This is a genomic window from Spiroplasma endosymbiont of Zeiraphera isertana (assembly GCF_964030805.1).
Taxonomy (GTDB): domain Bacteria; phylum Bacillota_I; class Bacilli_A; order Mycoplasmatales; family VBWQ01; genus Spiroplasma_E.
The window spans coordinates 540288-563746 of sequence record NZ_OZ034965.1 but is presented as its reverse complement, the minus strand read 5'-3'; the positions used below and the strand labels follow the sequence as shown (position 1 = coordinate 563746).

The 23459-nt window shown below is 24.3% G+C and carries 26 protein-coding genes and 6 pseudogenes; 14 read left to right on the top strand and 18 right to left on the bottom strand.

Annotated elements, in window-relative coordinates; all coding sequences use genetic code 4:
* Positions 1 to 33: 33 nt before the first annotated feature.
* From AAHM78_RS03920 to AAHM78_RS03890, 7 genes and pseudogenes are all read left to right on the top strand, one after another.
* Positions 34 to 408 carry a transposase family protein gene (locus AAHM78_RS03920; protein WP_342254951.1) on the top strand — a complete coding sequence of 125 codons (375 nt, stop codon included), beginning with the start codon at positions 34 to 36 and terminating at the stop codon, positions 406 to 408.
* 17 nt (positions 409 to 425) lie between these two features.
* Positions 426 to 1323, top strand: a pseudogene (locus tag AAHM78_RS03915) (IS30 family transposase); the annotation flags it as partial.
* Between the two features lie 202 nt (positions 1324 to 1525).
* Complete coding sequence (locus AAHM78_RS03910) at positions 1526 to 1765, top strand: hypothetical protein (protein ID WP_342253863.1); 240 nt, start codon at positions 1526 to 1528, stop codon at positions 1763 to 1765.
* On the top strand, positions 1729 to 2349 hold the full coding sequence (locus tag AAHM78_RS03905; RefSeq protein WP_342253864.1) for an IS1595 family transposase: 621 nt from the start codon (positions 1729 to 1731) through the stop codon (positions 2347 to 2349). Before AAHM78_RS03910 ends, AAHM78_RS03905 begins: the two co-directional genes overlap by 37 nt.
* A 114-nt stretch (positions 2350 to 2463) precedes the next feature.
* Positions 2464 to 2913: a hypothetical protein gene (locus AAHM78_RS03900; RefSeq protein ID WP_342254429.1), complete on the top strand. Its 450-nt coding sequence runs from the start codon at positions 2464 to 2466 to the stop codon at positions 2911 to 2913.
* 57 nt (positions 2914 to 2970) lie between these two features.
* Positions 2971 to 4197: pseudogene (locus AAHM78_RS03895) on the top strand (IS256 family transposase); the annotation flags it as partial.
* 56 nt (positions 4198 to 4253) lie between these two features.
* Positions 4254 to 5045 (top strand): annotated as a pseudogene (locus AAHM78_RS03890) (IS256 family transposase); the annotation flags it as partial.
* A 114-nt stretch (positions 5046 to 5159) separates the two neighbouring features.
* On the opposite strand, the pseudogene AAHM78_RS03885 reads toward AAHM78_RS03890, so the two are convergent.
* The 8 genes and pseudogenes from AAHM78_RS03885 to AAHM78_RS03850 all read right to left on the bottom strand — a co-directional run.
* Positions 5160 to 6023 (bottom strand): annotated as a pseudogene (locus AAHM78_RS03885) (IS256 family transposase); the annotation flags it as partial.
* Between the two features lie 91 nt (positions 6024 to 6114).
* Positions 6115 to 7074 (bottom strand): IS1595 family transposase, encoded by a 960-nt coding sequence (locus tag AAHM78_RS03880; RefSeq protein ID WP_342254427.1) that lies wholly within the window; start codon positions 7072 to 7074, stop codon positions 6115 to 6117.
* A gap of 79 nt (positions 7075 to 7153) precedes the next feature.
* Positions 7154 to 7531, bottom strand: a pseudogene (locus AAHM78_RS03875) (transposase); the annotation flags it as partial.
* A 240-nt stretch (positions 7532 to 7771) separates the two neighbouring features.
* Positions 7772 to 8437: a deoxyribose-phosphate aldolase gene (gene deoC / locus AAHM78_RS03870; protein ID WP_425289785.1), complete on the bottom strand. Its 666-nt coding sequence runs from the start codon at positions 8435 to 8437 to the stop codon at positions 7772 to 7774.
* Position 8438: 1 nt separating this feature from the next.
* Complete coding sequence (locus AAHM78_RS03865) at positions 8439 to 8594, bottom strand: hypothetical protein (RefSeq protein WP_342254424.1); 156 nt, start codon at positions 8592 to 8594, stop codon at positions 8439 to 8441.
* A gap of 140 nt (positions 8595 to 8734) precedes the next feature.
* A complete protein-coding gene (locus tag AAHM78_RS03860; RefSeq protein ID WP_342254423.1) occupies positions 8735 to 9679 on the bottom strand; it encodes an IS30 family transposase in 945 nt (314 codons plus the stop codon).
* A 33-nt stretch (positions 9680 to 9712) separates the two neighbouring features.
* Positions 9713 to 10015, bottom strand: a complete 303-nt coding sequence (locus AAHM78_RS03855; RefSeq protein WP_342254422.1) for a Gfo/Idh/MocA family protein — start codon at positions 10013 to 10015, stop codon at positions 9713 to 9715.
* Positions 10016 to 10026: 11 nt separating this feature from the next.
* The gene (locus tag AAHM78_RS03850) at positions 10027 to 10749 is read right to left on the bottom strand and encodes an RsmE family RNA methyltransferase (RefSeq protein WP_342254421.1); all 723 of its coding nucleotides are present in this window, start codon (positions 10747 to 10749) and stop codon (positions 10027 to 10029) included.
* A gap of 439 nt (positions 10750 to 11188) precedes the next feature.
* Between AAHM78_RS03850 and AAHM78_RS03845 the strand changes: the two genes are divergently transcribed.
* Together AAHM78_RS03845 and AAHM78_RS03840 are read left to right on the top strand one after the other, a co-directional pair.
* A complete protein-coding gene (locus tag AAHM78_RS03845) occupies positions 11189 to 11497 on the top strand; it encodes a transposase family protein (RefSeq protein WP_342254420.1) in 309 nt (102 codons plus the stop codon).
* A gap of 33 nt (positions 11498 to 11530) precedes the next feature.
* The gene (locus AAHM78_RS03840) at positions 11531 to 12475 is read left to right on the top strand and encodes an IS30 family transposase (RefSeq protein ID WP_342254419.1); all 945 of its coding nucleotides are present in this window, start codon (positions 11531 to 11533) and stop codon (positions 12473 to 12475) included.
* A 19-nt stretch (positions 12476 to 12494) separates the two neighbouring features.
* Here AAHM78_RS03840 and AAHM78_RS03835 read toward each other — a convergent pair whose 3' ends face one another.
* The 9 genes and pseudogenes from AAHM78_RS03835 to AAHM78_RS03795 form a co-directional block, all read right to left on the bottom strand.
* A complete protein-coding gene (locus AAHM78_RS03835; protein ID WP_342255018.1) occupies positions 12495 to 12824 on the bottom strand; it encodes a pseudouridine synthase in 330 nt (109 codons plus the stop codon).
* 165 nt (positions 12825 to 12989) lie between these two features.
* Entirely contained in the window at positions 12990 to 13811 is an 822-nt protein-coding gene (locus AAHM78_RS03830) for an IS1595 family transposase (protein ID WP_342254418.1), read from the bottom strand.
* Between the two features lie 60 nt (positions 13812 to 13871).
* On the bottom strand, positions 13872 to 14831 hold the full coding sequence (locus tag AAHM78_RS03825) for an IS1595 family transposase (protein ID WP_342252847.1): 960 nt from the start codon (positions 14829 to 14831) through the stop codon (positions 13872 to 13874).
* A 135-nt stretch (positions 14832 to 14966) separates the two neighbouring features.
* Positions 14967 to 15110 (bottom strand): annotated as a pseudogene (locus AAHM78_RS03820) (S4 domain-containing protein); the annotation flags it as partial.
* Positions 15103 to 15684 (bottom strand): SMC-Scp complex subunit ScpB, encoded by a 582-nt coding sequence (gene scpB / locus AAHM78_RS03815; protein ID WP_342254417.1) that lies wholly within the window; start codon positions 15682 to 15684, stop codon positions 15103 to 15105. The gene scpB and the pseudogene AAHM78_RS03820, both read right to left, overlap by 8 nt.
* Positions 15677 to 16429 (bottom strand): segregation/condensation protein A, encoded by a 753-nt coding sequence (locus AAHM78_RS03810; protein WP_342254416.1) that lies wholly within the window; start codon positions 16427 to 16429, stop codon positions 15677 to 15679. The genes scpB and AAHM78_RS03810 overlap by 8 nt, the downstream gene beginning before the upstream one ends.
* 155 nt (positions 16430 to 16584) lie before the next feature.
* The gene (locus tag AAHM78_RS03805; RefSeq protein WP_342254415.1) at positions 16585 to 17901 is read right to left on the bottom strand and encodes a hypothetical protein; all 1317 of its coding nucleotides are present in this window, start codon (positions 17899 to 17901) and stop codon (positions 16585 to 16587) included.
* Between the two features lie 74 nt (positions 17902 to 17975).
* Positions 17976 to 19283: a thymidine phosphorylase gene (locus AAHM78_RS03800; protein ID WP_342254414.1), complete on the bottom strand. Its 1308-nt coding sequence runs from the start codon at positions 19281 to 19283 to the stop codon at positions 17976 to 17978.
* A gap of 28 nt (positions 19284 to 19311) precedes the next feature.
* The gene (locus AAHM78_RS03795) at positions 19312 to 19632 is read right to left on the bottom strand and encodes a holo-ACP synthase (protein WP_342254413.1); all 321 of its coding nucleotides are present in this window, start codon (positions 19630 to 19632) and stop codon (positions 19312 to 19314) included.
* Between the two features lie 131 nt (positions 19633 to 19763).
* Between AAHM78_RS03795 and AAHM78_RS03790 the strand changes: the two genes are divergently transcribed.
* The 3 genes from AAHM78_RS03790 to AAHM78_RS03780 all read left to right on the top strand — a co-directional run bounded on the left by AAHM78_RS03790 (position 19764) and on the right by AAHM78_RS03780 (position 21474).
* On the top strand, positions 19764 to 20624 hold the full coding sequence (locus tag AAHM78_RS03790) for a ribonuclease HIII (protein ID WP_281748449.1): 861 nt from the start codon (positions 19764 to 19766) through the stop codon (positions 20622 to 20624).
* Between the two features lie 168 nt (positions 20625 to 20792).
* Complete coding sequence (locus AAHM78_RS03785; RefSeq protein ID WP_342254412.1) at positions 20793 to 20948, top strand: hypothetical protein; 156 nt, start codon at positions 20793 to 20795, stop codon at positions 20946 to 20948.
* A gap of 172 nt (positions 20949 to 21120) precedes the next feature.
* Positions 21121 to 21474, top strand: coding sequence for a hypothetical protein (locus tag AAHM78_RS03780; RefSeq protein WP_342254411.1), 354 nt, complete (start codon positions 21121 to 21123; stop codon positions 21472 to 21474).
* An 18-nt stretch (positions 21475 to 21492) separates the two neighbouring features.
* Here AAHM78_RS03780 and AAHM78_RS03775 read toward each other — a convergent pair whose 3' ends face one another.
* Positions 21493 to 22452: an IS1/IS1595 family N-terminal zinc-binding domain-containing protein gene (locus AAHM78_RS03775; RefSeq protein WP_342254410.1), complete on the bottom strand. Its 960-nt coding sequence runs from the start codon at positions 22450 to 22452 to the stop codon at positions 21493 to 21495.
* 263 nt (positions 22453 to 22715) lie between these two features.
* Here AAHM78_RS03775 and AAHM78_RS03770 point away from each other — a divergent pair, with 263 nt between their 5' ends.
* Positions 22716 to 23090: a transposase family protein gene (locus AAHM78_RS03770; RefSeq protein WP_342255017.1), complete on the top strand. Its 375-nt coding sequence runs from the start codon at positions 22716 to 22718 to the stop codon at positions 23088 to 23090.
* Complete coding sequence (locus AAHM78_RS03765; RefSeq protein WP_342254409.1) at positions 23077 to 23457, top strand: hypothetical protein; 381 nt, start codon at positions 23077 to 23079, stop codon at positions 23455 to 23457. Before AAHM78_RS03770 ends, AAHM78_RS03765 begins: the two co-directional genes overlap by 14 nt.
* Positions 23458 to 23459 lie beyond the last annotated feature (2 nt).

The window sequence follows — 23459 nt, the reverse complement described above, 5'->3', positions numbered from 1 at the left end:
AAAAAGAAACATCATTCTCTCAAATCCCAAATAATTATTGATATTTCCAATGGAAAAATTATTTCAACTGCTTTTTGTTTTGGAAGCATTCATGATTTTAAATTGATTCTAAAATCTAAAACTTTTATTCATCCAGAAAAACAAGTTTTTGTTGATTCGGGTTATCAAGGTATACAAAATATTCATAAAAATACATTTTTGCCATTTAAAAAAAGTAAATACAATCAATTAACACCAATTCAAAAAGAATACAATAAAACTTTAAGTAAAATTAGAATTAAAATTGAACACGTATTTGCTAAACTAAAACGTTTTAAAATTTTAAGTTTAAAATATCGCAATAAAATACGAAGATTTGCATTAAGATTTAATTTAATAGCAGGAATATATAATTTTGAATTACCTTAGTTTTGCACCAAGTCTAATATAAAAATTATGGATTTTCGATTCGTAAAATAGCAAAAATGGTTGATTATAGTAAATCAACTGTACATAGAGTTTGTAGATTATTAAATAAAAACTTATTGCCATTAGAAATATTGAATCAATTTCAAAAAAATAAACAAAATGCAGGCAGAAAATTAATAATTTTAACTTTAACAGAAATTAATAGTATTAATCATTTGTTAATGACTAAAAAGTATGCTCTTGATATAATTGCTAACTTTTTAAAGGAAAATAAAATAAAAAGTATTTCAACAAAAACTTTATATAACATGTTTAAAACAAATCGAATGGGTTTTGATGAAAATAACTTATTGAGAAAAGGCAAAAATAAATCTCACAAACAAAAAGAAACTAGGGGCAAAATTAATAATTGTAAGTCTATTCATGAAAGAAATTTAATCATTCCTAATATTAAAAATATACAAGAATTTGGTCATTTAGAAGGTGATACTATCATTGGCAAAGATCATAAAAGTTCTATTATTACTTTGGCTGATATATGATCAAAAACCACAATTCCTTTAGTAACTAAAAATCATAAATCAGAAAATATTACGAAAAGTATAATAAAATTTATTTCAAAGTTACAAAAAGGAACAGTTAAAACCATTACTTTTGATCGTGGTAAAGAATTTAGTAAATGAAGATTAATCGAAAAAATTTGTAATGTCAAAATTTATTTTGCAGATCCTGGTAAACCTTGCCAAAGGGGTTTAAATGAAAATAATAATGGTATTTTAAGAAGATATTTACCAAAATCTACAGATCTATCTTCATATAAAAAAATATTTAAATTTTATAGCATTTCAAATTAATTCTACACCCAGAAAATCGCTCTCTTATAAAAGACCAATAGATTTAATACAATTATTTTAAAAAACTGTCCCATTTATATTTACAACTCAGGAAATTTAATTCAGATTTACTTAAAATAACTTTTTTTATTGTATATGATTTTTTTAAAAATATATTAAATTATAATATTAATTTAAATAAGATAACTTTATCTAAGTAAATCTGAATTAAATTTTATAAATTAAAAACGGACTTCTCCCCACATGTACTTGTGGAGGAAACAATGAAATTGAATGAGTTCAACAATATATTTCAAACAGAAAAAGATTGTTTGAAATATATAGCAAGTTTGAAGGAAAACAAATGTATGAGGTGTTCTTGAACAAATTTGAATACTTCTGATTTAAGAAGAATAAGATGTTTGAAATGTCATCAAACATTTAGTATTCTTCATGACACCATTTTTTTTACAAGTCACAAACACCTTTGACATCTTGGTTTTATCTCATCTTTAGATGAATAAACACCAAACATGGAATTCCATCAACTGATGTTGCAAAAGAATTGGGAGTAACTTTGAAAACTGCTTGAAGAATGGGTCATAACATCCGAAGTGCAATTGCAAAACAAGAACCTCAATTCATTGTTGAGGGCATAGTGCAAACGGATGAAATGTATCTTTCACATATGGGTTTTAAAAAACAAGGAAGATCCTTAAAAAATAAAACTTTGATTGTTGGGATTTATGAAAAAACAACCAATAATTTAATTGTGAAAGTGTTGAAAAATGCAAATCAAAAAAATCTTTTGCAATTTACAAGAAACCACATTTCTTCAAAGTGTGATGTACATACTGATTCTTGAAAAGGATATCGCCATTTTAAATCAGTTTTCACTAAGCATGAAACAGTTAACCATCAAGATGGCTATGTTTCAAAAACCTGTGTAAACATAAACCAGATTGAATCGGCATGAAAGCACATCAGACGAACATTTAAAACACATATCAAAGTTGAAAAACATCATGTTCATTTATATGCAAAAGAATCGGCATATAAATTCAACAATATACCTAGTTTTGAAACTGTAATGTTATGTTTGATTTAAAAATGTGGGGAGAAGTCCGTAGATAGGCTTTTCTCAGCATTTATGTGATAAAATTTAAAAATAGTACATAAAGGGAGAAAAGCCATTAAAAATTAACAAGGAGTAAAAACAATTATGTCACAACAAAATAAAAACGAACAAACTACTTTCAATCAAAATGAAAAGCAATATTCATCAAAATGAAAAGATGAGATTCCCAATTGTTTAGCATTTGAAGTAGAGTATAGGATGACGAAAGCAAATTATATAAAAATTTGAATTGATTATTTTACATTTAAAAATTTGATAGATATTTATGTTTCAAATGTTTCTACAGAAGCTCGTCTTTTTGAAGAACTAAGAAGGTTTCCACGAATTGATAATACTAAATCAAATATTTGACTTAAAGATATAGAAACGGGTTTTAACATTCTTTATAAAAACTTTCCAGAAATAAGAAATTTTTGAACAAAATTACCAACAGATGGATCACAAGGTTTAGTAGTCAAAACAAATAGAGATGGCGATTGAAATAAATGAGATTTTACGGTAATGTTTAGTAATCTGTGTAACTTACAAAAATAACTATGTTTAATTAATTCTAGTAAATATAATTAAATGACTAGAAAGAGTGAGTTACAAATGGTTAAAAAACAAAACATTAATAATAATGATCCAATATCACAAGCAGTAGATTTATTACTAGAAAATACTGAAGATTTAACAACAGTTTTTAAAGAAGGAGGTTTATATAAAGAATTAACAAAAAGATTAGTGGAAAAAATGTTGAATTCTGAAATGCAAAATTATTTAGGATATGAAAAAAATCAACATAGTAATAGTGAAAATGCTCGTAATGGCATAACTTCAAAAAAATTAATAACTCAAGAAGGTAAAATTGAAATTGATGTACCACGAGATCGTAATAGTAATTTTACTCCTGTAATAGTGCCAAAAAGACAAAGAAGATTTGATGGTTTTGATCAAAAAGTTCTTTCACTATATGCAAAAGGTATGACAGTATCTGACATTAGAATGCAGTTGCAAGAGTTATATCATGGTGCAGATATTAGTGAAAGTGTTATTAGTCAAATTACTGATGATGTTATTGATGATGTCAAAGCATGGCAAAATCGGCCATTAGAAAGTATTTATCCGATTGTTTATTTTGATTGTATAGTAGTTAAAGTACGACAAGATAAACGGATTATTAACAAATCAGTTTATATAGCACTAGGAGTTGATTTAGAAGGTAAAAAAGATGTTTTAGGTTTATGAATTAGTGAAAATGAAGGTTCTAAATTTTGATTATCTAATTTTACAGAAATGAAAAATCGAGGCTTAAATGATATTCTTATTGCTTGTAGTGATAATTTAACAGGCATGTCAGAAGCAATACAATCGGTTTATCCTAAAACCGAACATCAATTATGCATAGTTCATCAAATTAGAAATAGTTTAAAATATGTTTCATACAAACATCGAAAATCTCTAGTTACAGATTTAAAACCAATTTATAGTGCATGTAGTGAAGAACAAGCAATGCAAGCTTTAGAATCGTTTGAAAATAAATGAAATAAACAATATCCTCAAATTACTAAATCTTGATATAAAAATTGAGATAATTTAATGGTTTTTATTAGTTATCCACCAGAAATCAAAAGAGTGATTTATACCACAAATGCTATTGAATCTGTTAATAGTCAATTACGAAAAGTTATTAGAAATAAAAAAGTTTTTCCTAACGATATGGCAGTTTTAAAAATATTTTACTTAGCAATTGAAAATATAACAAAAAAATGAACAATGCCTATTCAAAATTGAAATACAGCAATTGCTCATTTTATGATAAAATTTGAAGACAGAATTAATCTAAACCAGTACCTTGTAACACAAAGATACACAGATTACATAAAAGCCTCTTTGATGGTTTTGATCAACAAGTTCTTTCGCTATATGCAAAAGGTATGACAGTATCTGACATTAGAATGCAGTTGCAAGAGTTATATCATGGTGCAGATATTAGTGAAAGTGTTATTAGTCAAATTACTGATGATGTTATTGATGATGTCAAAGCATGGCAAAATCGGCCATTAGAAAGTATTTATCCGATTGTTTATTTTGATTGTATAGTAGTTAAAGTACGACAAGATAAACGGATTATTAACAAATCAGTTTATATAGCACTAGGAGTTGATTCAGAAGGTAAAAAAGATGTTTTAGGTTTATGAATTAGTGAAAATGAAGGTTCTAAATTTTGATTATCTAATTTTACAGAAATGAAAAATCGAGGCTTAAATGATATTCTTATTGCTTGTAGTGATAATTTAACAGGCATGTCAGAAGCAATACAATCAGTTTATCCTAAAACCGAACATCAATTATGCATAGTTCATCAAATTAGAAATAGTTTAAAATATGTTTCATACAAACATCGAAAATCTCTAGTTACAGATTTAAAACCAATTTATAGTGCATGTAGTGAAGAACAAGCAATGCAAGCTTTAGAATCGTTTGAAAATAAATGAAATAAACAATATCCTCAAATTACTAAATCTTGATATAAAAATTGAGATAATTTAATGGTTTTTATTAGTTATCCACCAGAAATTAAAAGAGTAATTTATACTACAAATGCTATTGAATCTGTTAATAGTCAATTACGAAAAGTTATTAGAAATAAAAAAGTCTTTCCTAACGATATGGCAGTTTTTCAAAAATAATTTTGTCTATTAAAGAAAAAACTTCTTTAAAAACAATCCTTAAATATCAATTTTTATCAAAATTATTGAGGCTTTTATGTAATCTGTGTATCTTTGTTTTACAAGGTACTAGTTTAGATTAATTCTGTCTTCAAATTTTATCATAAAATGAGCAATTGCCGTATTTCAATTTTGAATAGGCATGGTTCATTTTTTTGTTATATTTTCAATTGCTAAGTAAAATATTTTGAAAACTGCCATATCGTTAGGAAAAACTTTTTTATTTCTAATAACTTTTCGTAATTGACTATTAACAGATTCAATAGCATTTGTAGTATAAATTACTCTTTTAATTTCTGGTGGATAACTAATAAAAACCATTAAATTATCTCAATTTTTATATCAAGATTTAGTAATTTGAGGATATTGTTTATTTCATTTATTTTCAAACGATTCTAAAGCTTGCATTGCTTGTTCTTCACTACATGCACTATAAATTGGTTTTAAATCTGTAACTAGAGATTTTCGATGTTTGTATGAAACATATTTTAAACTATTTATAATTTGATGAACTATGCATAATTGATGTTCGGTTTTAGGATAAACTGATTGTATTGCTTCTGACATGCCTGTTAAATTATCACTACAAGCAATAAGAATATCATTTAAGCCTCGATTTTTCATTTCTGTAAAATTAGATAATCAAAATTTAGAACCTTCATTTTCACTAATTCATAAACCTAAAACATCTTTTTTACCTTCTGAATCAACTCCTAGTGCTATATAAACTGATTTGTTAATAATCCGTTTATCTTGTCGTACTTTAACTACTATACAATCAAAATAAACAATCGGATAAATACTTTCTAATGGCCGATTTTGCCATGCTTTGACATCATCAATAACATCATCAGTAATTTGACTAATAACACTTTCACTAATATCTGCACCACGATATAACTCTTGCAACTGCATTCTAATGTCAGATACTGTTTTTAATTTTCAAAAAAACTCTTGATGAAATAAAAAAAATCATCAACCTGGCCTAAAATTTTATTTTATTTAATTTTGGGATTTATTTTTTTTACAAACTGAAATATAATGCTTCAGATTTTGCATAAGGTGATATTTTATAATGTTGGTATTTAAATTTTCATAAATTGAGGTAATTTTGAATATTGGTAAATCCAATGCCATGATAATGAGTAATAAATTCTTTTAAACTTGATTGTATTTTACTGATATTACTTAAATTTTTATAATTTAATTCTTTATTTTCTTTTGATTTAAATTTCTTGAGAGTACATTTTGTTTGTTTAGCTACTGTATCATATAGTATTTGCATATCACAAACTATAATTGATTTTTCTTCGATAAGCTTAGATGTTAAATTTTCTTGTACTCATTTTTTTGTTAATCTTTTAGTATTTGTTGTTTGAGCATAAATATTTTTATTTTCATCAATTGCCATTTCAATACAACAGTTTAAATCTTTAGCATTTTCTTCAATTCATTTTTTTCTTGGATCATCTGGATTTTTGAAATTTCCTTTATGAATTTCTTTGAGAAAAGTTTCATCAATTTCAATTCTACCTTTTAATTTTGTGAATGGTTTTTGTGTTTTTGCTAATTGTGATGATTTCATAAATTTTTGACGATTAAATCATGCTGATGTTTTTGAAATTTTAGCAAATTGAGAAATAGTATAAGCAGATTGACCTAACAATGACAATCAAATTATTCAATCTCATTGTTCATGAGATAAATGACTTCAATGTAAAAAATGATTTCTTAAAGCATCAAAGCTACTTTTACAATCTTTGCATAAATATTTTTGCTTATTATTCTTAAAACCATTTTTTACACATCAATAAGATTTACAATTTGGACATTGAATTCCTTTTTCTTTAAATTTTTTATCAATTGCATCTAATTTTTCTTTTTTCTCAATTTGTTTAATTCTATTTTTAAAATGTCTAATAATTTTTATAAATTCTTCATCTTTTTTGTTTTTTAAAACATCAATTAATTCATTATTAGTCACAAAAAATCACCCCTGATATAAAAATATTACTTTTAATTTTAAATTAAAAGTAATATCAAGATTTTTTGTGAAAATTAAAAGATACTGTCATACCTTTTGCATATAGTGAAAGAACTTGTTGATCAAAACCATCAAATCTTCTTGGTCTTTTTGGCACTATTACAGGAGTAAAATTACTATTACGATCTCGTGGTACATCAATTTCAATTTTACCTTCTTGAGTTATTAATTTTTTTGAAGTTATGCCATTACGAGCATTTTCACTATTACTATGTTGATTTTTTTCATATCCTAAATAATTTTGCATTTCAGAATTCAACATTTTTTCCACTAATCTTTTTGTTAATTCTTTATATAAACCCCCTTCTTTAAAAACTGTTGTTAAATCTTCAGTATTTTCTAGTAATAAATCTACTGCTTGTGATATTGGATCATTATTATTAATGTTTTTTTTTAACCATTTGTAACTCACTCTTTCTAGTCATTTAATTATATTTACTAGAATTAATTAAACATAGTTATTTTTGTAAGTTACACAGATTACTAAACATTACCAAATTATTAGTTTTCATAAATTGATTTTAATTATTTAAAGATAATAAATAAATGAAGTTAATGATTATTGTTTTCTCATTTTCTGTTTTAGATATTTTGTTCTTTCTTTTATATTTCGTATATAATTGTTGATTTACATTAATTAATAACCACCCTTAGTTTCTTGTCCTGAAATAATAGCAACACCATTACTAGTACCAATTCTAGTAGCACCAGCATTAATCATCGCCATTGCATCATCTTGATTTTTAATACCACCAGAAGCTTTAATTGCAACATGAGGACCAATATTTGCTTTCATTAATTTAATATCAGCAACCGTGGCACCACCATCAGCAAAACCAGTTGAAGTTTTAATAAAATCTGCTTTTACTTTAGTTACTAACTGACAAGCAATAATTTTTTGTTCTGTTGTTAATAAACTACACTCAATTATTACTTTTAAAATAATATTTTGTGGACATGCATTACGAACTGCTTGTAGATCTTGCAATACAAGTTTTTGATCATTATCCTTTAATGCACCAATATTAATAACAACATCAATTTCTTGAGCACCATCTTTAATCGCATTAATTGTTTCTGCTACTTTAGTTTGTGTAGTATTGGCACCCAACGGAAAACCAACCACTGTACATACTTTAACATTACTATTTTTTAATAAAGTAACAGCACGATTAACATAAAATGGATTAATACAAACTGCTTTAAAATAATAATTTTTAGCTTCTTTACATAATGTATCAATCATTGATAATGTTGCTTCTGGTTTTAATAATGTATGATCAATATATTCATTTAAATTAATATTACTTTTCATAAACTTCAACTCCTAATTCATTTTCACTTTTAATAATTGCTTCAATAACTTCAAGATTCATTAAACTATGATTTAATCAATAATCTCGACTTAAATAATCTTTATTTTTAATCATTTTTACAAAATCATTTAATTCATATGTCATTAAACTTTCTTCATTAGTATTATCTGCGATTTCTTTTATTCCGTTTTTAGTATAAACCTTAATTCCACTTAATGGATGAACTTGTGATAAAACAAGACTACTATTATGACCTGAGTTGTAAATATAAATGGGACAGTTTTTTAAAATAATTGTATTAAATCTATTGGTCTTTTATAAGAGAGCGATTTTCTGGGTGTAGAATTAATTTGAAATGCTATAAAATTTAAATCTTTTTGTTTATATGAAGATAGATCTGTAGATTTTGGTAAATATCTTCTTAAAATACCATTATTATTTTCATTTAAACCCCTTTGGCAAGGTTTACCAGGATCTGCAAAATAAATTTTGACATTACAAATTTTTTCGATTAATATTCATTTACTAAATTCTTTACCACGATCAAAAGTAATGGTTTTAACTGTTCCTTTTTGTAACTTTGAAATAAATTTTATTATACTTTTCGTAATATTTTCTGATTTATGATTTTTAGTTACTAAAGGAATTGTGGTTTTTGATCATATATCAGCCAAAGTAATAATAGAACTTTTATGATCTTTGCCAATGATAGTATCACCTTCTAAATGACCAAATTCTTGTATATTTTTAATATTAGGAATGATTAAATTTCTTTCATGAATAGACTTACAATTATTAATTTTGCCCCTAGTTTCTTTTTGTTTGTGAGATTTATTTTTGCCTTTTCTCAATAAGTTATTTTCATCAAAACCCATTCGATTTGTTTTAAACATGTTATATAAAGTTTTTGTTGAAATACTTTTTATTTTATTTTCCTTTAAAAAGTTAGCAATTATATCAAGAGCATACTTTTTAGTAATTAACAAATGATTAATACTATTAATTTCTGTTAAAGTTAAAATTATTAATTTTCTGCCTGCATTTTGTTTATTTTTTTGAAATTGATTCAATATTTCTAATGGCAATAAGTTTTTATTTAATAATCTACAAACTCTATGTACAGTTGATTTACTATAATCAACAATTTTTGCTATTTTACGAATCAAAAATCCATAATTTTTATATTCTTTTATTGCTATTATTGATTCAATACTCAGATACTTATACATTGCGCTAATTCCTTTCTTTTCTTAATTATAGAACTAACACAATTTAATTTTTATATAAGTGTCCTTTTTAATTTTACAATTAAAGTTATTTAAAAATAATTTACTTTGTTTGTAATGCAAACCATTTGGTGAAGCAATATAAATAGCATCAATATGTTCTATCATTTTATTTAAATCATCAGTACTATGGGCAATATTATATTTTTTTGCTCATGTTTCTGCTTTATCTAAACTCCTTGAATATATACAAGTTATTTTCACTTTTTTATTAGTTAACGATTGCTTTATAAATCTTTGAACAATTTTTCCAGTTCAAATAATACCAATTCTAATCATCTTGTACTCCTTTAACTTTTTAAAATTGTTTCATAATTAATGATTGACATTAAAAATAAAGGTGCAGTTTCGGCACGTAAAATTAATTTTCCTAAACTAATATTACTAAAATTAAGTTGTGTTAAAGTTGCAATTTCTTCTTTAGTGATTCCTCCTTCGGGTCCAACTATAATTGTTATTGATGATAATTTATTATTTATTTGACTAATCCAACTAGTTTCTGATGAATTTTCATATGCAACCAAATTAAGATGAGACCGATATCGTTCTAATTGTTTTAAATCAAAAACAACAGGTGTAACAATCGAAATTAAATTGCGATTTGATTGTTTGGCAGCAGCTTTTGCAATATTTTGTCAACGTAAAACTTTCTGTTCTGCTTTTGTTCTTGTTAAAATACTAACACATCGTTTTAACTGCAATGGCACAATTTGATAAACTCCCAATTCTACTGCTTTTTGAATGACTAAATCAAATTTTTGTTCTTTTAATAACGATATTACTAATGTGATTTTACATCTTGATTCTGAATTACTATTTGGCACTGTTTTTATAATTTCGCATTTAATAACTGATGTAATTTCAATAATTTTTGTTAAATATTTTTGTTCTTGATGAATAATAACTATTTCATCATTAATTTTATGACGTAATACTTTAATTAGATGTTTACTATCTTCTTCATCTAATATTAAAATATTATTAGTTTTATGGTTAGTAAAGTAGCATTCCATAGTCCACCTCTAATTTGATTATAACATAAGGTAAAACTCAAATTAACAAGTTTTAACTATCATCTTTAATTTATAAAATATAAAATTTCTTTTTTCTTTTATCATGAAACTAAATTAAAAACTACTTAATTAATTAAGTGGTTTTTAATTATTTATAAAATAATACATTTTGCAACTTTAGTAGTAGCATTATTATCTATGTTTACTAAAGGTTTATCATTTATTATGTTCTTATTTTTATTACTTTCTTCGAATGTAGCAGCAACTTTTCCTCGTCTTTCTCTTTCTTTTTCTTTTCCAAAACTATTATTTACTTCATCTAATTTTTTTGCAAGTGAATCTTTATCTTTTGTACTTCATTTTTCATATTAGACTTGGTGCAAAACCTTTAATTTTAACAATTTAACGATTATTATTAATATTAAAGGTGATAGTTATTATGTTGAAAAAATATAAAGATGATCAAGAATTTTATAGTTTAGTCGGCATAAAGCCACAAACATTTTATAAAATGCTTGAAATTTTAAAAATTGCTGAGTCTAAACAAAAATATTATGGTGGTAGAAAAAATAAAATTGTAATTGAAGAGCGTTTATTAATGACTTTAGAATATTGAAAAGACTATATTAGTTATAGAGTTATTGCAAAAAGATATAATATTAGTCATACTAGTTGCATTCGTAATATTTTTTGAATCTTTAATTGTAAAATTAAAAAGGACACTTATATAAAAATTAAATTGTGTTAGTTCTATAATTAAGAAAAGAAAGGAATTAGCGCAATGTATAAGTATCTGAGTATTGAATCAATAATAGCAATAAAAGAATATAAAAATTATGGATTTTCGATTCGTAAAATAGCAAAAATTGTTGATTATAGTAAATCAACTGTACATAGAGTTTGTAGATTATTAAATAAAAACTTATTGCCATTAGAAATATTGAATCAATTTCAAAAAAATAAACAAAATGCAGGCAGAAAATTAATAATTTTAACTTTAACAGAAATTAATAGTATTAATCATTTGTTAATTACTAAAAAGTATGCTCTTGATATAATTGCTAACTTTTTAAAGGAAAATAAAATAAAAAGTATTTCAACAAAAACTTTATATAACATGTTTAAAACAAATCGAATGGGTTTTGATGAAAATAACTTATTGAGAAAAGGCAAAAATAAATCTCACAAACAAAAAGAAACTAGGGGCAAAATTAATAATTGTAAGTCTATTCATGAAAGAAATTTAATCATTCCTAATATTAAAAATATACAAGAATTTGGTCATTTAGAAGGTGATACTATCATTGGCAAAGATCATAAAAGTTCTATTATTACTTTGGCTGATATATGATCAAAAACCACAATTCCTTTAGTAACTAAAAATCATAAATCAGAAAATATTACAAAAAGTATAATAAAATTTATTTCAAAGTTACAAAAAGGAACAGTTAAAACCATTACTTTTGATCGTGATAAAGAATTTAGTAAATGAAGATTAATCGAAAAAATTTGTAATGTCAAAATTTATTTTGCAGATCCTGGTAAACCTTGCCAAAGGGGTTTAAATGAAAATAATAATGGTATTTTAAGAAGATATTTACCAAAATCTACAGATCTATCTTCATATAAACAAAAAGATTTAAATTTTATAGCATTTCAAATTAATTCTACACCCAGAAAATCGCTCTCTTATAAAAGACCAATAGATTTAATACAATTATTTTAAAAAACTGTCCCATTTATATTTACAACTCAGGAATTATTTTAACAATAGCAGGAGAAGTTGTAAATGAAGTTGATAAAATAATACCGTCTTGTAGTTTTTTAATAGCATTTGATGACAAAATACCACTTGCCAATACTTCATATACCTTATCTATTTTATAACAAGGATGAATAATAGCATTAGTAAATTCACCATCATTAGTCATTAACAACAAACCTGAAGTATCAAAATCTAAACGACCGACTGGGTAAATTCTACTATTAATATTAGTAAAATAATTCATTACCGTTGGTCGATTTTTAGGATCACTTACTGTTGTTAAACAATTGGGTGGTTTATAAAATACTAAATAAATATTTTAATTTTCAAAAAAAATCTTGATGAAATAAAAAAAATCATCAACCTGGCCTAAAATTTGATTTTATTTAATGGCTTTTCTCCCTTTATGTACTATTTTTAAATTTTATCACATAAATGCTGAGAAAAGCCTATCTACGGACTTCTCCCCACATTTTTAAATCAAACATAACATTACAGTTTCAAAACTAGGTATATTGTTGAATTTATATGCCGATTCTTTTGCATATAAATGAACATGATGTTTTTCAACTTTGATATGTGTTTTAAATGTTCGTCTGATGTGCTTTCATGCCGATTCAATCTGGTTTATGTTTACACCAGTTTTTGAAACATAGCCATCTTGATGGTTAACTGTTTCATGCTTAGTGAAAACTGATTTAAAATGGCGATATCCTTTTCAAGAATCAGTATGTACATCACACTTTGAAGAAATGTGGTTTCTTGCAAATTGCAAAAGATTTTTTTGATTTGCATTTTTAAACACTTTCACAATTAAATTATTGGTTGTTTTTTCATAAATCCCAACAATCAAAGTTTTATTTTTTAAGGATCTTCCTTGTTTTTTAAAACCCATATGTGAAAGATACATTTCATCCATTTGCACTATGCCCTCAACAATGAATTGAGGTTCTTGTTTTGCAATTGCACTTCGGATTTTATGACCCATTCTTCAAGCAGTTTTCAAAGTTACTCCCAATTCTTTTGCAACATCAGTTGATGGAATTCCATGTTTGGTGTTTATTCATCTAAAGATGAGATAAAACCAAGATGTCAAAGGTGTTTGTGACTTGTAAAAAATGGTGTCATGAAGAATACTAAATGTTTGATGACATTTCAAACATCTTATTCTTCTTAAATCAGAAGTATTCAAATTTGTTCAAGAACACCTCATACATTTGTTTTCCTTCAAACTTGCTATATATTTCAAACAATCTTTTTCTGTTTGAAATATATTGTTGAACTCATTCAATTTCATTGTTTCCTCCACAAGTACATGTGGGGAGAAGTCCGTATTTAATTTTGGGATTTATTTTTTTTACAAACTGAAATATAATGCTTCAGATTTTGCATAAGGTGATATTTTATAATGTTGGTATTTAAATTTTCATAAATTGAGGTAATTTTGAATATTGGTAAATCCAATGCCATGATAATGAGTAATAAATTCTTTTAAACTTGATTGTATTTTACTGATATTACTTAAATTTTTATAATTTAATTCTTTATTTTCTTTTGATTTAAATTTCTTGAGAGTACATTTTGTTTGTTTAGCTACTGTATCATATAGTATTTGCATATCACAAACTATAATTGATTTTTCTTCGATAAGCTTAGATGTTAAATTTTCTTGTACTCATTTTTTTGTTAATCTTTTAGTATTTGTTGTTTGAGCATAAATATTTTTATTTTCATCAATTGCCATTTCAATACAACAGTTTAAATCTTTAGCATTTTCTTCAATTCATTTTTTTCTTGGATCATCTGGATTTTTGAAATTTCCTTTGTGAATTTCTTTGATAAAAGTTTCATCAATTTCAATTCTACCTTTTAATTTTGTGAATGGTTTTTGTGTTTTGGCTAATTGTGATGATTTCATAAATTTTTGACGATTAAATCATGCTGATGTTTTTGAAATTTTAGCAAATTGAGAAATAGTATAAGCAGATTGACCTAACAATGACAATCAAATTATTCAATCTCATTGTTCATGAGATAAATGACTTCAATGTAAAAAATGATTTCTTAAAGCATCAAAGCTACTTTTACAATCTTTGCATAAATATTTTTGCTTATTATTCTTAAAACCATTTTTTACACATCAATAAGATTTACAATTTGGACATTGAATTCCTTTTTCTTTAAATTTTTTATCAATTGCATCTAATTTTTCTTTTTTCTCAATTTGTTTAATTCTATTTTTAAAATGTCTAATAATTTTTATAAATTCTTCATCTTTTTTGTTTTTTAAAACATCAATTAATTCATTATTAGTCACAAAAAATCACCCCTGATATAAAAATATTACTTTTAATTTAAAATTAAAAGTAATATCAAGATTTTTTGTGAAAATTAAAAAATAAATATGATTGGATTGTTGAATAATTTGATTATTAACCTTAATAATATCACTACTTGTAACTTTAAAACCTAACGTTGTAATAATTTGCCCATTAACTGTTACTTGCCCATTAATAATTAGTAATTTTGCTTTTCGTCGTGAACATACTCCAGAATTAGCAATAACTTTTTGCAAGCGTTCTAAATCATTATTCATTAGTAAAGTTGTAGATTTCTTGTTCATCATTTTGGTTATTAAATTGGGGCAAAGTTGGTAATTGAGTTAAAGATTCGATATTAAAATGATCCATAAATTCATGAGTTAAATCATATAAAATTGGTTTTCCTGGTAATTCACTACGACCAATCTCGGTAATTAAATTTAAACTTTTTAGTTTAAAAATAATAGAATCACAATTTACACCACGAATATCTTCAATTTGTGGTTTAGTAACTGGATGATTATAAGCAATAATAGCAAGTGTTTCTAAAGCTGCTTGTGATAAACGTATTAAAGGTTGTTGTTTTAATACTTGATAACGATTATAATGAATAGGTTTTGTTGTTAATTTATAAATATTACCAACTTTAATTAAACTTAAACCACTGGTATCATCATCATTTAATTTCATTTGTAAATATACAATTAAATTTTCAACAGTTTTTGGTTTTTTTGTTAATTCTAAATATTCAGCAAGTGTTAATAAATCAAGGCCTTCATTGCCAGCAATAAATAATAAACCTTGTAAAACTGCTAATCTTTCGTTTGTTTTTCAATTGCTATTATTCATTTTTCTCACCTCGATAAATTACTGTAATTTCAGTAAAAGTATTAGTTTGTATAATATGTAACATTTGATGATTTGCAAGATTTAAAATTGCAATAAAAGTAATAATAAAATAATGTAAAGTTAATGTTTTAGTAAAAAATAATTGTTCTAAAGTAAAGTGTTGCTTGGGATTTTTTTTCAGTAACTGTTTAATTTCTTTGGCGCGATCTTCAGCTGAAATTAAGTTTAATGCTAAATTAACTGGTAATTTATTTTCATTTTGTAATCTATTAAATAAATTTAACATTGCTTGTGTTAGTTTATTAACATTATTTTTTACCAAAATTGGTGTAATTTCATCAACTAAATATGTTTTTAAATCACTAGGTGCTTTTGTTAATAATTGGGTTCTATATACAGCCTGTTCTTTAAAATAATTACTTATTTCTTTAAATTTTTTATATTCTAATAAACGAGCAATTAATTTTTGACGATTAACTTCATTTTCATAAGCACTATCTACTACTAGTTCTTGTTTTGGTAATAATTGTTTGGATTGCAATTCTAATAAATAAGCAGCAATCGGTAAATATTCACTTACTAAATCAATGTTTTTAATTAATTCTTCATTAATAAAATGAACATATTGGTTAGTAACATCATTTAGATTTAAATCTAAAATATCAATATTTTTTTCTTTAATTAAATGCAAAAGCAAATCCATTGGTCCTTGAAAAGATTCAATTGTAATTACTGGTTGTAACATTATTCTCGTTCCCTCAATATCATTTTATACTTATTAATATTAATTATAACTTAATTTAATAGTACTGGATTAATCTTTAATAAATAAAAAAAACTTATTTTTAATTTTTTAATGATTAAAATAAGTTTTAAAAGTTATTATATATTTAAATATTATTATTTAACTTCACGTAACGTAATATGAATATTTTCGGCAGATATTTCAAATTTTGAAGCTGTCTTTATATCTGGAAAGCTTTTACTTAGATCATATTCTAATTTAAAGTTTAAATTAAAATAACCATTTTTTTCATTAGGATTAAGATTAAATCCACTTTCAGGATTAGTAATAGTTATTACACTATCATTTCATTTAGAAGCAAGAATACTATAAATTTTATTAATATTAGCAAAATAACCATTTGTTATAACTTGTTCTTTTATTTTTCCATCTTTGTCATAATCTGAATACTTATCTGAAGCTTTTGGTAATTCCTTTACTGTATCAACTGTTCACTCAGAAAATATTTTTGAAATTTGTGTTGTTGCATCAACAAAAGTTTGGTTAATCTTAATAGCAGTAGTACTTTCAATATCACCAGTATTAAAAGTAGATTTACCATCATTACCAACTAAGAAATCAATAGTAATATTACTAACATTACCATTAAATACAATTGATTTATCATCATTATTAGTAACCGTTGGGTTTGTCATTTTAAATAAAGTTGATTTAGCATCATTTGAAAAATCACCTGAAAATTCAAAACTTAAACTTAAACCAGAATATTGAACTTTATCTTTAATGGCAACATTTAAATTTTGTTTAATATATGATAACTGAGTTCTAGCAATTTCTTCTTTTGAAGGTGCATCAATTTTTCCATCAATTGGTAAATTTTCAACATTAATATTTAGATTACCTTTAGTAATTTCTTCTTTAATAAAGTCTCTAATTGCATCAGCTTTTTTTTGATCACTAGTATCACTTGTATCATTATTAATTGTAATTTTAATATCTTTAGTAACTGATGGTAAATTTAAATAAGAGATTTCCGCTTTTACTCATAAATGACCATTGACTAATTCACTACCAGTTGGTAAAACAAACTTAGGTTTGTCTTTTTCATCATTATCATTATCTTTTTTTGGAACATAGTCCATAATTTTGACATGTGCATCAGGGTGATATCAATTTGTTGGATGTTCATTGGAACTTTCTTTAAGTTTACTAGAGAAAAAGTTACCAATAGCTGTTTGCACAGAAGTATCTAATTCGCTAAAAATTTTACCTTTCATTTCTCCTATATTGGTATCATCTGATAAATTAAGATCAGCCTTCATTTGCACACTACTATCAGTAACAAAAGAGTCAGCAAAATTAAGAATATCACTTGGAGTCATTTGATTATTTTCACTACCACAAGCAACAACTGTTACAACTGGTGTTGTTGCTAAAGCAAGTGTGCCCAGTAATTTTAATAAAGATTTCACAAAAACGCTCCTTATCATTTCATTTAATTAATATTTTGAAAATACTGTAACATTATAAACAATTTTAAACTAAATTACATTATTATTTCTAAAATTATTGGTTTAATATCGTATTTTTTATTAGTAATCTGAAATGTAGAAATTGCCAAATCTAAAAATTGTTGATGAAAATGTTGATCTTTATTAGTATGGAGTTCCATAATTACACTATTTTTTTCAACTTTTTGACCATGAATTTGTTTTAAATAAATTCCTGCCACTGGATCAATGATATCAGTTTTAATAGTTCTTCCTGCTCCTAATATTACTGATAATTCACCTAAAGCATAATTATTAGTAACATCTAAATAGCCCGATAATTGTGTCTTAACTTTAATAATATATTTAGCTGGTGGTAATTTATCAATATTATCAAGATATTTAGTATCTCCACCTTGACTTTTAACAAAATCATAAAAAATTTGTAGTGGTTTTTCACTAGTAAACATAGCATTAGCTTTATCAATACCCTCTTTTAAGGTTTTTACGTTTTTAGCTCCCAATAAGGCTAAAGCTACTAAATTACTAACAAGAATTTTCAAATCTTCTGGTCCTTTATTTTTTAAGCTTAAAATAACTTCTTGTAATTCTAGTGCATTACCAATTGTTTGTCCTAAAGGCTTATTCATATCACTAATAATAGCATAAATTTTTTTATTAAAAGCTTTACCAATATGTACCATTAATTTCGCTAACTTTCTTGCAGTTACTATATCCTGAACAAAGGCACCTTTTCCACATTTAATGTCTAGTAAAATTAAATCAGCACCCATTGCTATTTTTTTAGACATAACACTAGCAGCAATTAATGGTAATGAATCAACTGTTCCTGAAACATCACGTAATGCATATAATTTTTTATCAGCAGGCACTAAATTACTAGTTTGACTAATAATACTCATACCAACTTTATTAACAACTTTAATAAAATCTGATATTGCCAAATCACATTTAAAATTTGGAATTATTTCCAATTTATCAATAGTACCACCAGTAATACCCAATCCTCTTCCAGAAATTTTTGCAACCTTTAATCCACAAGCAGCAGCTAATGGACCAAATACTAAACTAGTTTTATCACCAACACCACCAGTTGAATGTTTATCAATACTAAAACCAGTAATTTGTGATAAATCCATGGTTTCACCACTATTAATAACGGCTTTTGTATATTCTACTAATTCATCATTAGTCATTCCCTGAAAATAAACAGCCATTGCTCAAGCACTAATTTGATAGTCTGGTATTGTTTCATTAACAATACCTTCTGTTAAAAATTTTAGTTCTTCTTTATTTAAACTTTGTCCTAATTTCTTTTTAGAGATTAAATCAATCATATACATTTTAATAAAACACCTTACTTTCTTTTTATTAAATAACAATTGCAATTGCAATTGCATTAGTTTCATTATGTGATAAAGATAAAAGTAATTGATAATTCTTAATGATAGTTATTGGTTGATTATATTGATTATAACTAATATCAATATTTTTAAATGTTAACTTTTCTTGTGGTAACGCCTTAAAAATTGCTTCTTTTAATGCTCATCTTCCTGCCAAAAATTCCTGTTGACGTTGTAAATAATATTGATTAAAAAGTATAATTTCTTTTTTACTTAAAATTCTTTTAGCAAGTTCTTCAATATTTTCTATTCGATTTACTTCGATAATATCTATACCTACACTACGCATTGTTAACTCCTTATATAAAATAAAAGGTTAAAACCCTAAAATCCTTGTTTTTATTATATAATTAATATGAAAGAAAGTGTGATATTAATTTCAATAAATCAAATAAATTTTGAAAAGATGGTGGTATATTAATGACATTTTACTTAAATCAAAAACAAAAATCATTAATTAAAGAACACTACCAAAACTATAAAGTTGATAATAAAAATAGTAGTTATGAATTATTTCAATATCATAATATAACAATTGAAATTTATCAAGAAAAAGTTATTTTTAAAGGTACTAAAGAGGATATTATTGCAGAATATCGCAGTATTTGAAATCAACTTGATGAAAATCAATCACCAGTCATTGGCAATGCTGAATTTGGTATTAATAATTTTTTTGGTCCACTTGTTATTATTAGTTCTTATATTGGTTCAGGTAATTTAGAAAAATTACGTTTACTTAACATTCGCGATTATAAAGACTTATCACAAAGTAAATTTATTGAATTAGCACAAGATATTATGAAAACAATTATTTTTGAGTCAGTAATCATTAACAATCGTAAATATAATCAATGAATTGATGCAGGTTATAGCCCCAATATTATTAAAACCTGAGGAGAAAATCAAGCATTAGTTCGTATGTTACAACATAGAATTCAATATGATACTATAGTTATTGATCAATATATTAATGAAGATACATATTACAAATACATTGAAAATATGAAAGATAATCGCAATAAAATTATTAAAGATAAAGTTCAATTTGTTACTAATGCAGAAAGTAAGTATTTAGCTATCGCTTGTAGTACTATTATTAGTCGTTATTTATTTTTAGAAGAAATTAAAAAAATAAAAGGTATTGACACTAATACAATTCCATTAGGTACTGGAAAAGAAGTTAATGTATTTTTAGAAAAAATTAAAAATGAAAAAACAATTGAATTTAATAAATTTCTTGAACGTCATAGCAAAAAATCATTTACTGAATTTTTTAAATAAATAATTAAAACTTAATTTTTATTAACTATATATAAAAAGATATTTTTTATTTAAAAACTATTAAATAAATGATATAATCCAAATCAGATATATGTTTAAATATATTTTTAAGTCCTATTTTGTTTATAAAAACAAAACAGGACTTTTATACTTAAAGGAGAAAATAAAATGCCAAACGAAGAAAAAAAGCCTTTATTAGAAAAAAATAAACATAGTAATTATGGAGTTACTCATCAACAACCTTCTATAAATAATAGTAATTCAAGTAGTACTGAAAGCCTTAATAGTTCAAGTACAATCATCAAAATAGAAGATAGTGAATAAAATAATTGAATAAATTGTAGTAGTTGCTATGGAGGAACAACACAAAAAAAACTCGATGATAATGGAAATTGAAAATATGAAACCCAAATTAAAAATAACTTTGATAGTTTAACTTTTTTTAATGAAAGCACTATTACCATTAATAACAATCAATACTGACAAAAACTAACATTTGTTGAAAAAAAATGGAACATTAATTATAGTGATTTTAGAATTATTAAAAATAAACTTTAATAGAAATACAATAGAAATATATAAAAAAGAATACAATGATATTGATAAATATATTGATGATAATTTAGATTTAAAAACTTTTCAAAAAAAAGAAAGAAAATTATCACCCGAAAATCAATTCTTAGAAGTTATTACTATAAAAACTATTAATAATCTTAATAAATTTATAACAAATACCAACGCACTTAATGAACAATTAAAATTATTTAAAGAAAATTCTTTTAATTTTCAAAAAAACTCTTGATGAAATAAAAAAAATCATCAACCTGGCCTAAAATTTTATTTTATTTAATTTTGGGATTTATTTTTTTTACAAACTGAAATATAATGCTTCAGATTTTGCATAAGGTGATATTTTATAATGTTGGTATTTAAATTTTCATAAATTGAGGTAATTTTGAATATTGGTAAATCCAATGCCATGATAATGAGTAATAAATTCTTTTAAACTTGATTGTATTTTACTGATATTACTTAAATTTTTATAATTTAATTCTTTATTTTCTTTTGATTTAAATTTCTTGAGAGTACATTTTGTTTGTTTAGCTACTGTATCATATAGTATTTGCATATCACAAACTATAATTGATTTTTCTTCGATAAGCTTAGATGTTAAATTTTCTTGTACTCATTTTTTTGTTAATCTTTTAGTATTTGTTGTTTGAGCATAAATATTTTTATTTTCATCAATTGCCATTTCAATACAACAGTTTAAATCTTTAGCATTTTCTTCAATTCATTTTTTTCTTGGATCATCTGGATTTTTGAAATTTCCTTTATTAATTTCTTTGATAAAAGTTTCATCAATTTCAATTCTACCTTTTAATTTTGTGAATGGTTTTTGTGTTTTTGCTAATTGTGATGATTTCATAAATTTTTGACGATTAAATCGTGCTGATGTTTTTGAAATTTTAGCAAATTGAGAAATAGTATAAGCAGATTGACCTAACAATGACAATCAAATTATTCAATCTCATTGTTCGTGAGATAAATGACTTCAATGTAAAAAATGATTTCTTAAAGCATCAAAGCTACTTTTACAATCTTTGCATAAATATTTTTGCTTATTATTCTTAAAACCATTTTTTACACATCAATAAGATTTACAATTTGGACATTGAATTCCTTTTTCTTTAAATTTTTTATCAATTGCATCTAATTTTTCTTTTTTCTCAATTTGTTTAATTCTATTTTTAAAATGTCTAATAATTTTTATAAATTCTTCATTTTTTTTGTTTTTTAAAACATCAATTAATTCATTATTAGTCACAAAAAATCACCCCTGATATAAAAATATTACTTTTAATTTTCAATTAAAAGTAATATCAAGATTTTTTGTGAAAATTAAAAAAATATTTTAATAAAAAGCGGAATTTTTAATTTACCCGGAAAAAAAGATTTAACAAAAAATAAAGGTACTAATAATAATTTGTTAGCTATTGATGCTACTGAAACTCCAATTGAAAGAATTAAAAAAAACTAAAATTACTTTTTTCAGGTAAAAAGAAACATCATTCTCTCAAATCCCAAATAATTATTGATATTTCCAATGGAAAAATTATTTCAACTGCTTTTTGTTTTGGAAGCATTCATGATTTTAAATTGCTTCTAAAATCTAAAACTTTTATTCATCCAGAAAAACAAGTTTTTGTTGATTCAGGTTATCAAGGTATACAAAATATTCATAAAAATACATTTTTGCCATTTAAAAAAAGTAAATACAATCAATTAACACCAATTCAAAAAGAATACAATAAAACTTTAAGTAAAATTAGAATTAAATTTGAACACGTATTTGCTAAACTAAAACGTTTTAAAATTTTAAGTTTAAAATATCGCAATAAAATACGAAGATTTGCATTAAGATTTAATTTAATAGCAGGAATATATAATTTTGAATTACCTTAGTTTTGCACCAAGTCTAATACAGAAATTTAATCAAATTGAAAATTGTGTAGAAACAGAATTTGAATATCATCCAAATTTTAAAAAAGAAATTGAACGAATTAAAAAACTAATTATTAATTCACAAACAGAAAATAATAATGCTAATAATGATATTGAAATTAAACAAGTAATATCTTTAGCAAATAAAACAATTAAAACTATGGAACAACAAAATAATAAACCAATAGCATTAGTAACTAATTGATGACGTAATCTTTTAGTTAATTTAACTTTAGAAACACTAACATGGGCAGGTAGTCATATTATTCTAACTGGTTCATCAGAAAATACTTTTAATTTTCACAAAAAATCTTGATATTACTTTTAATT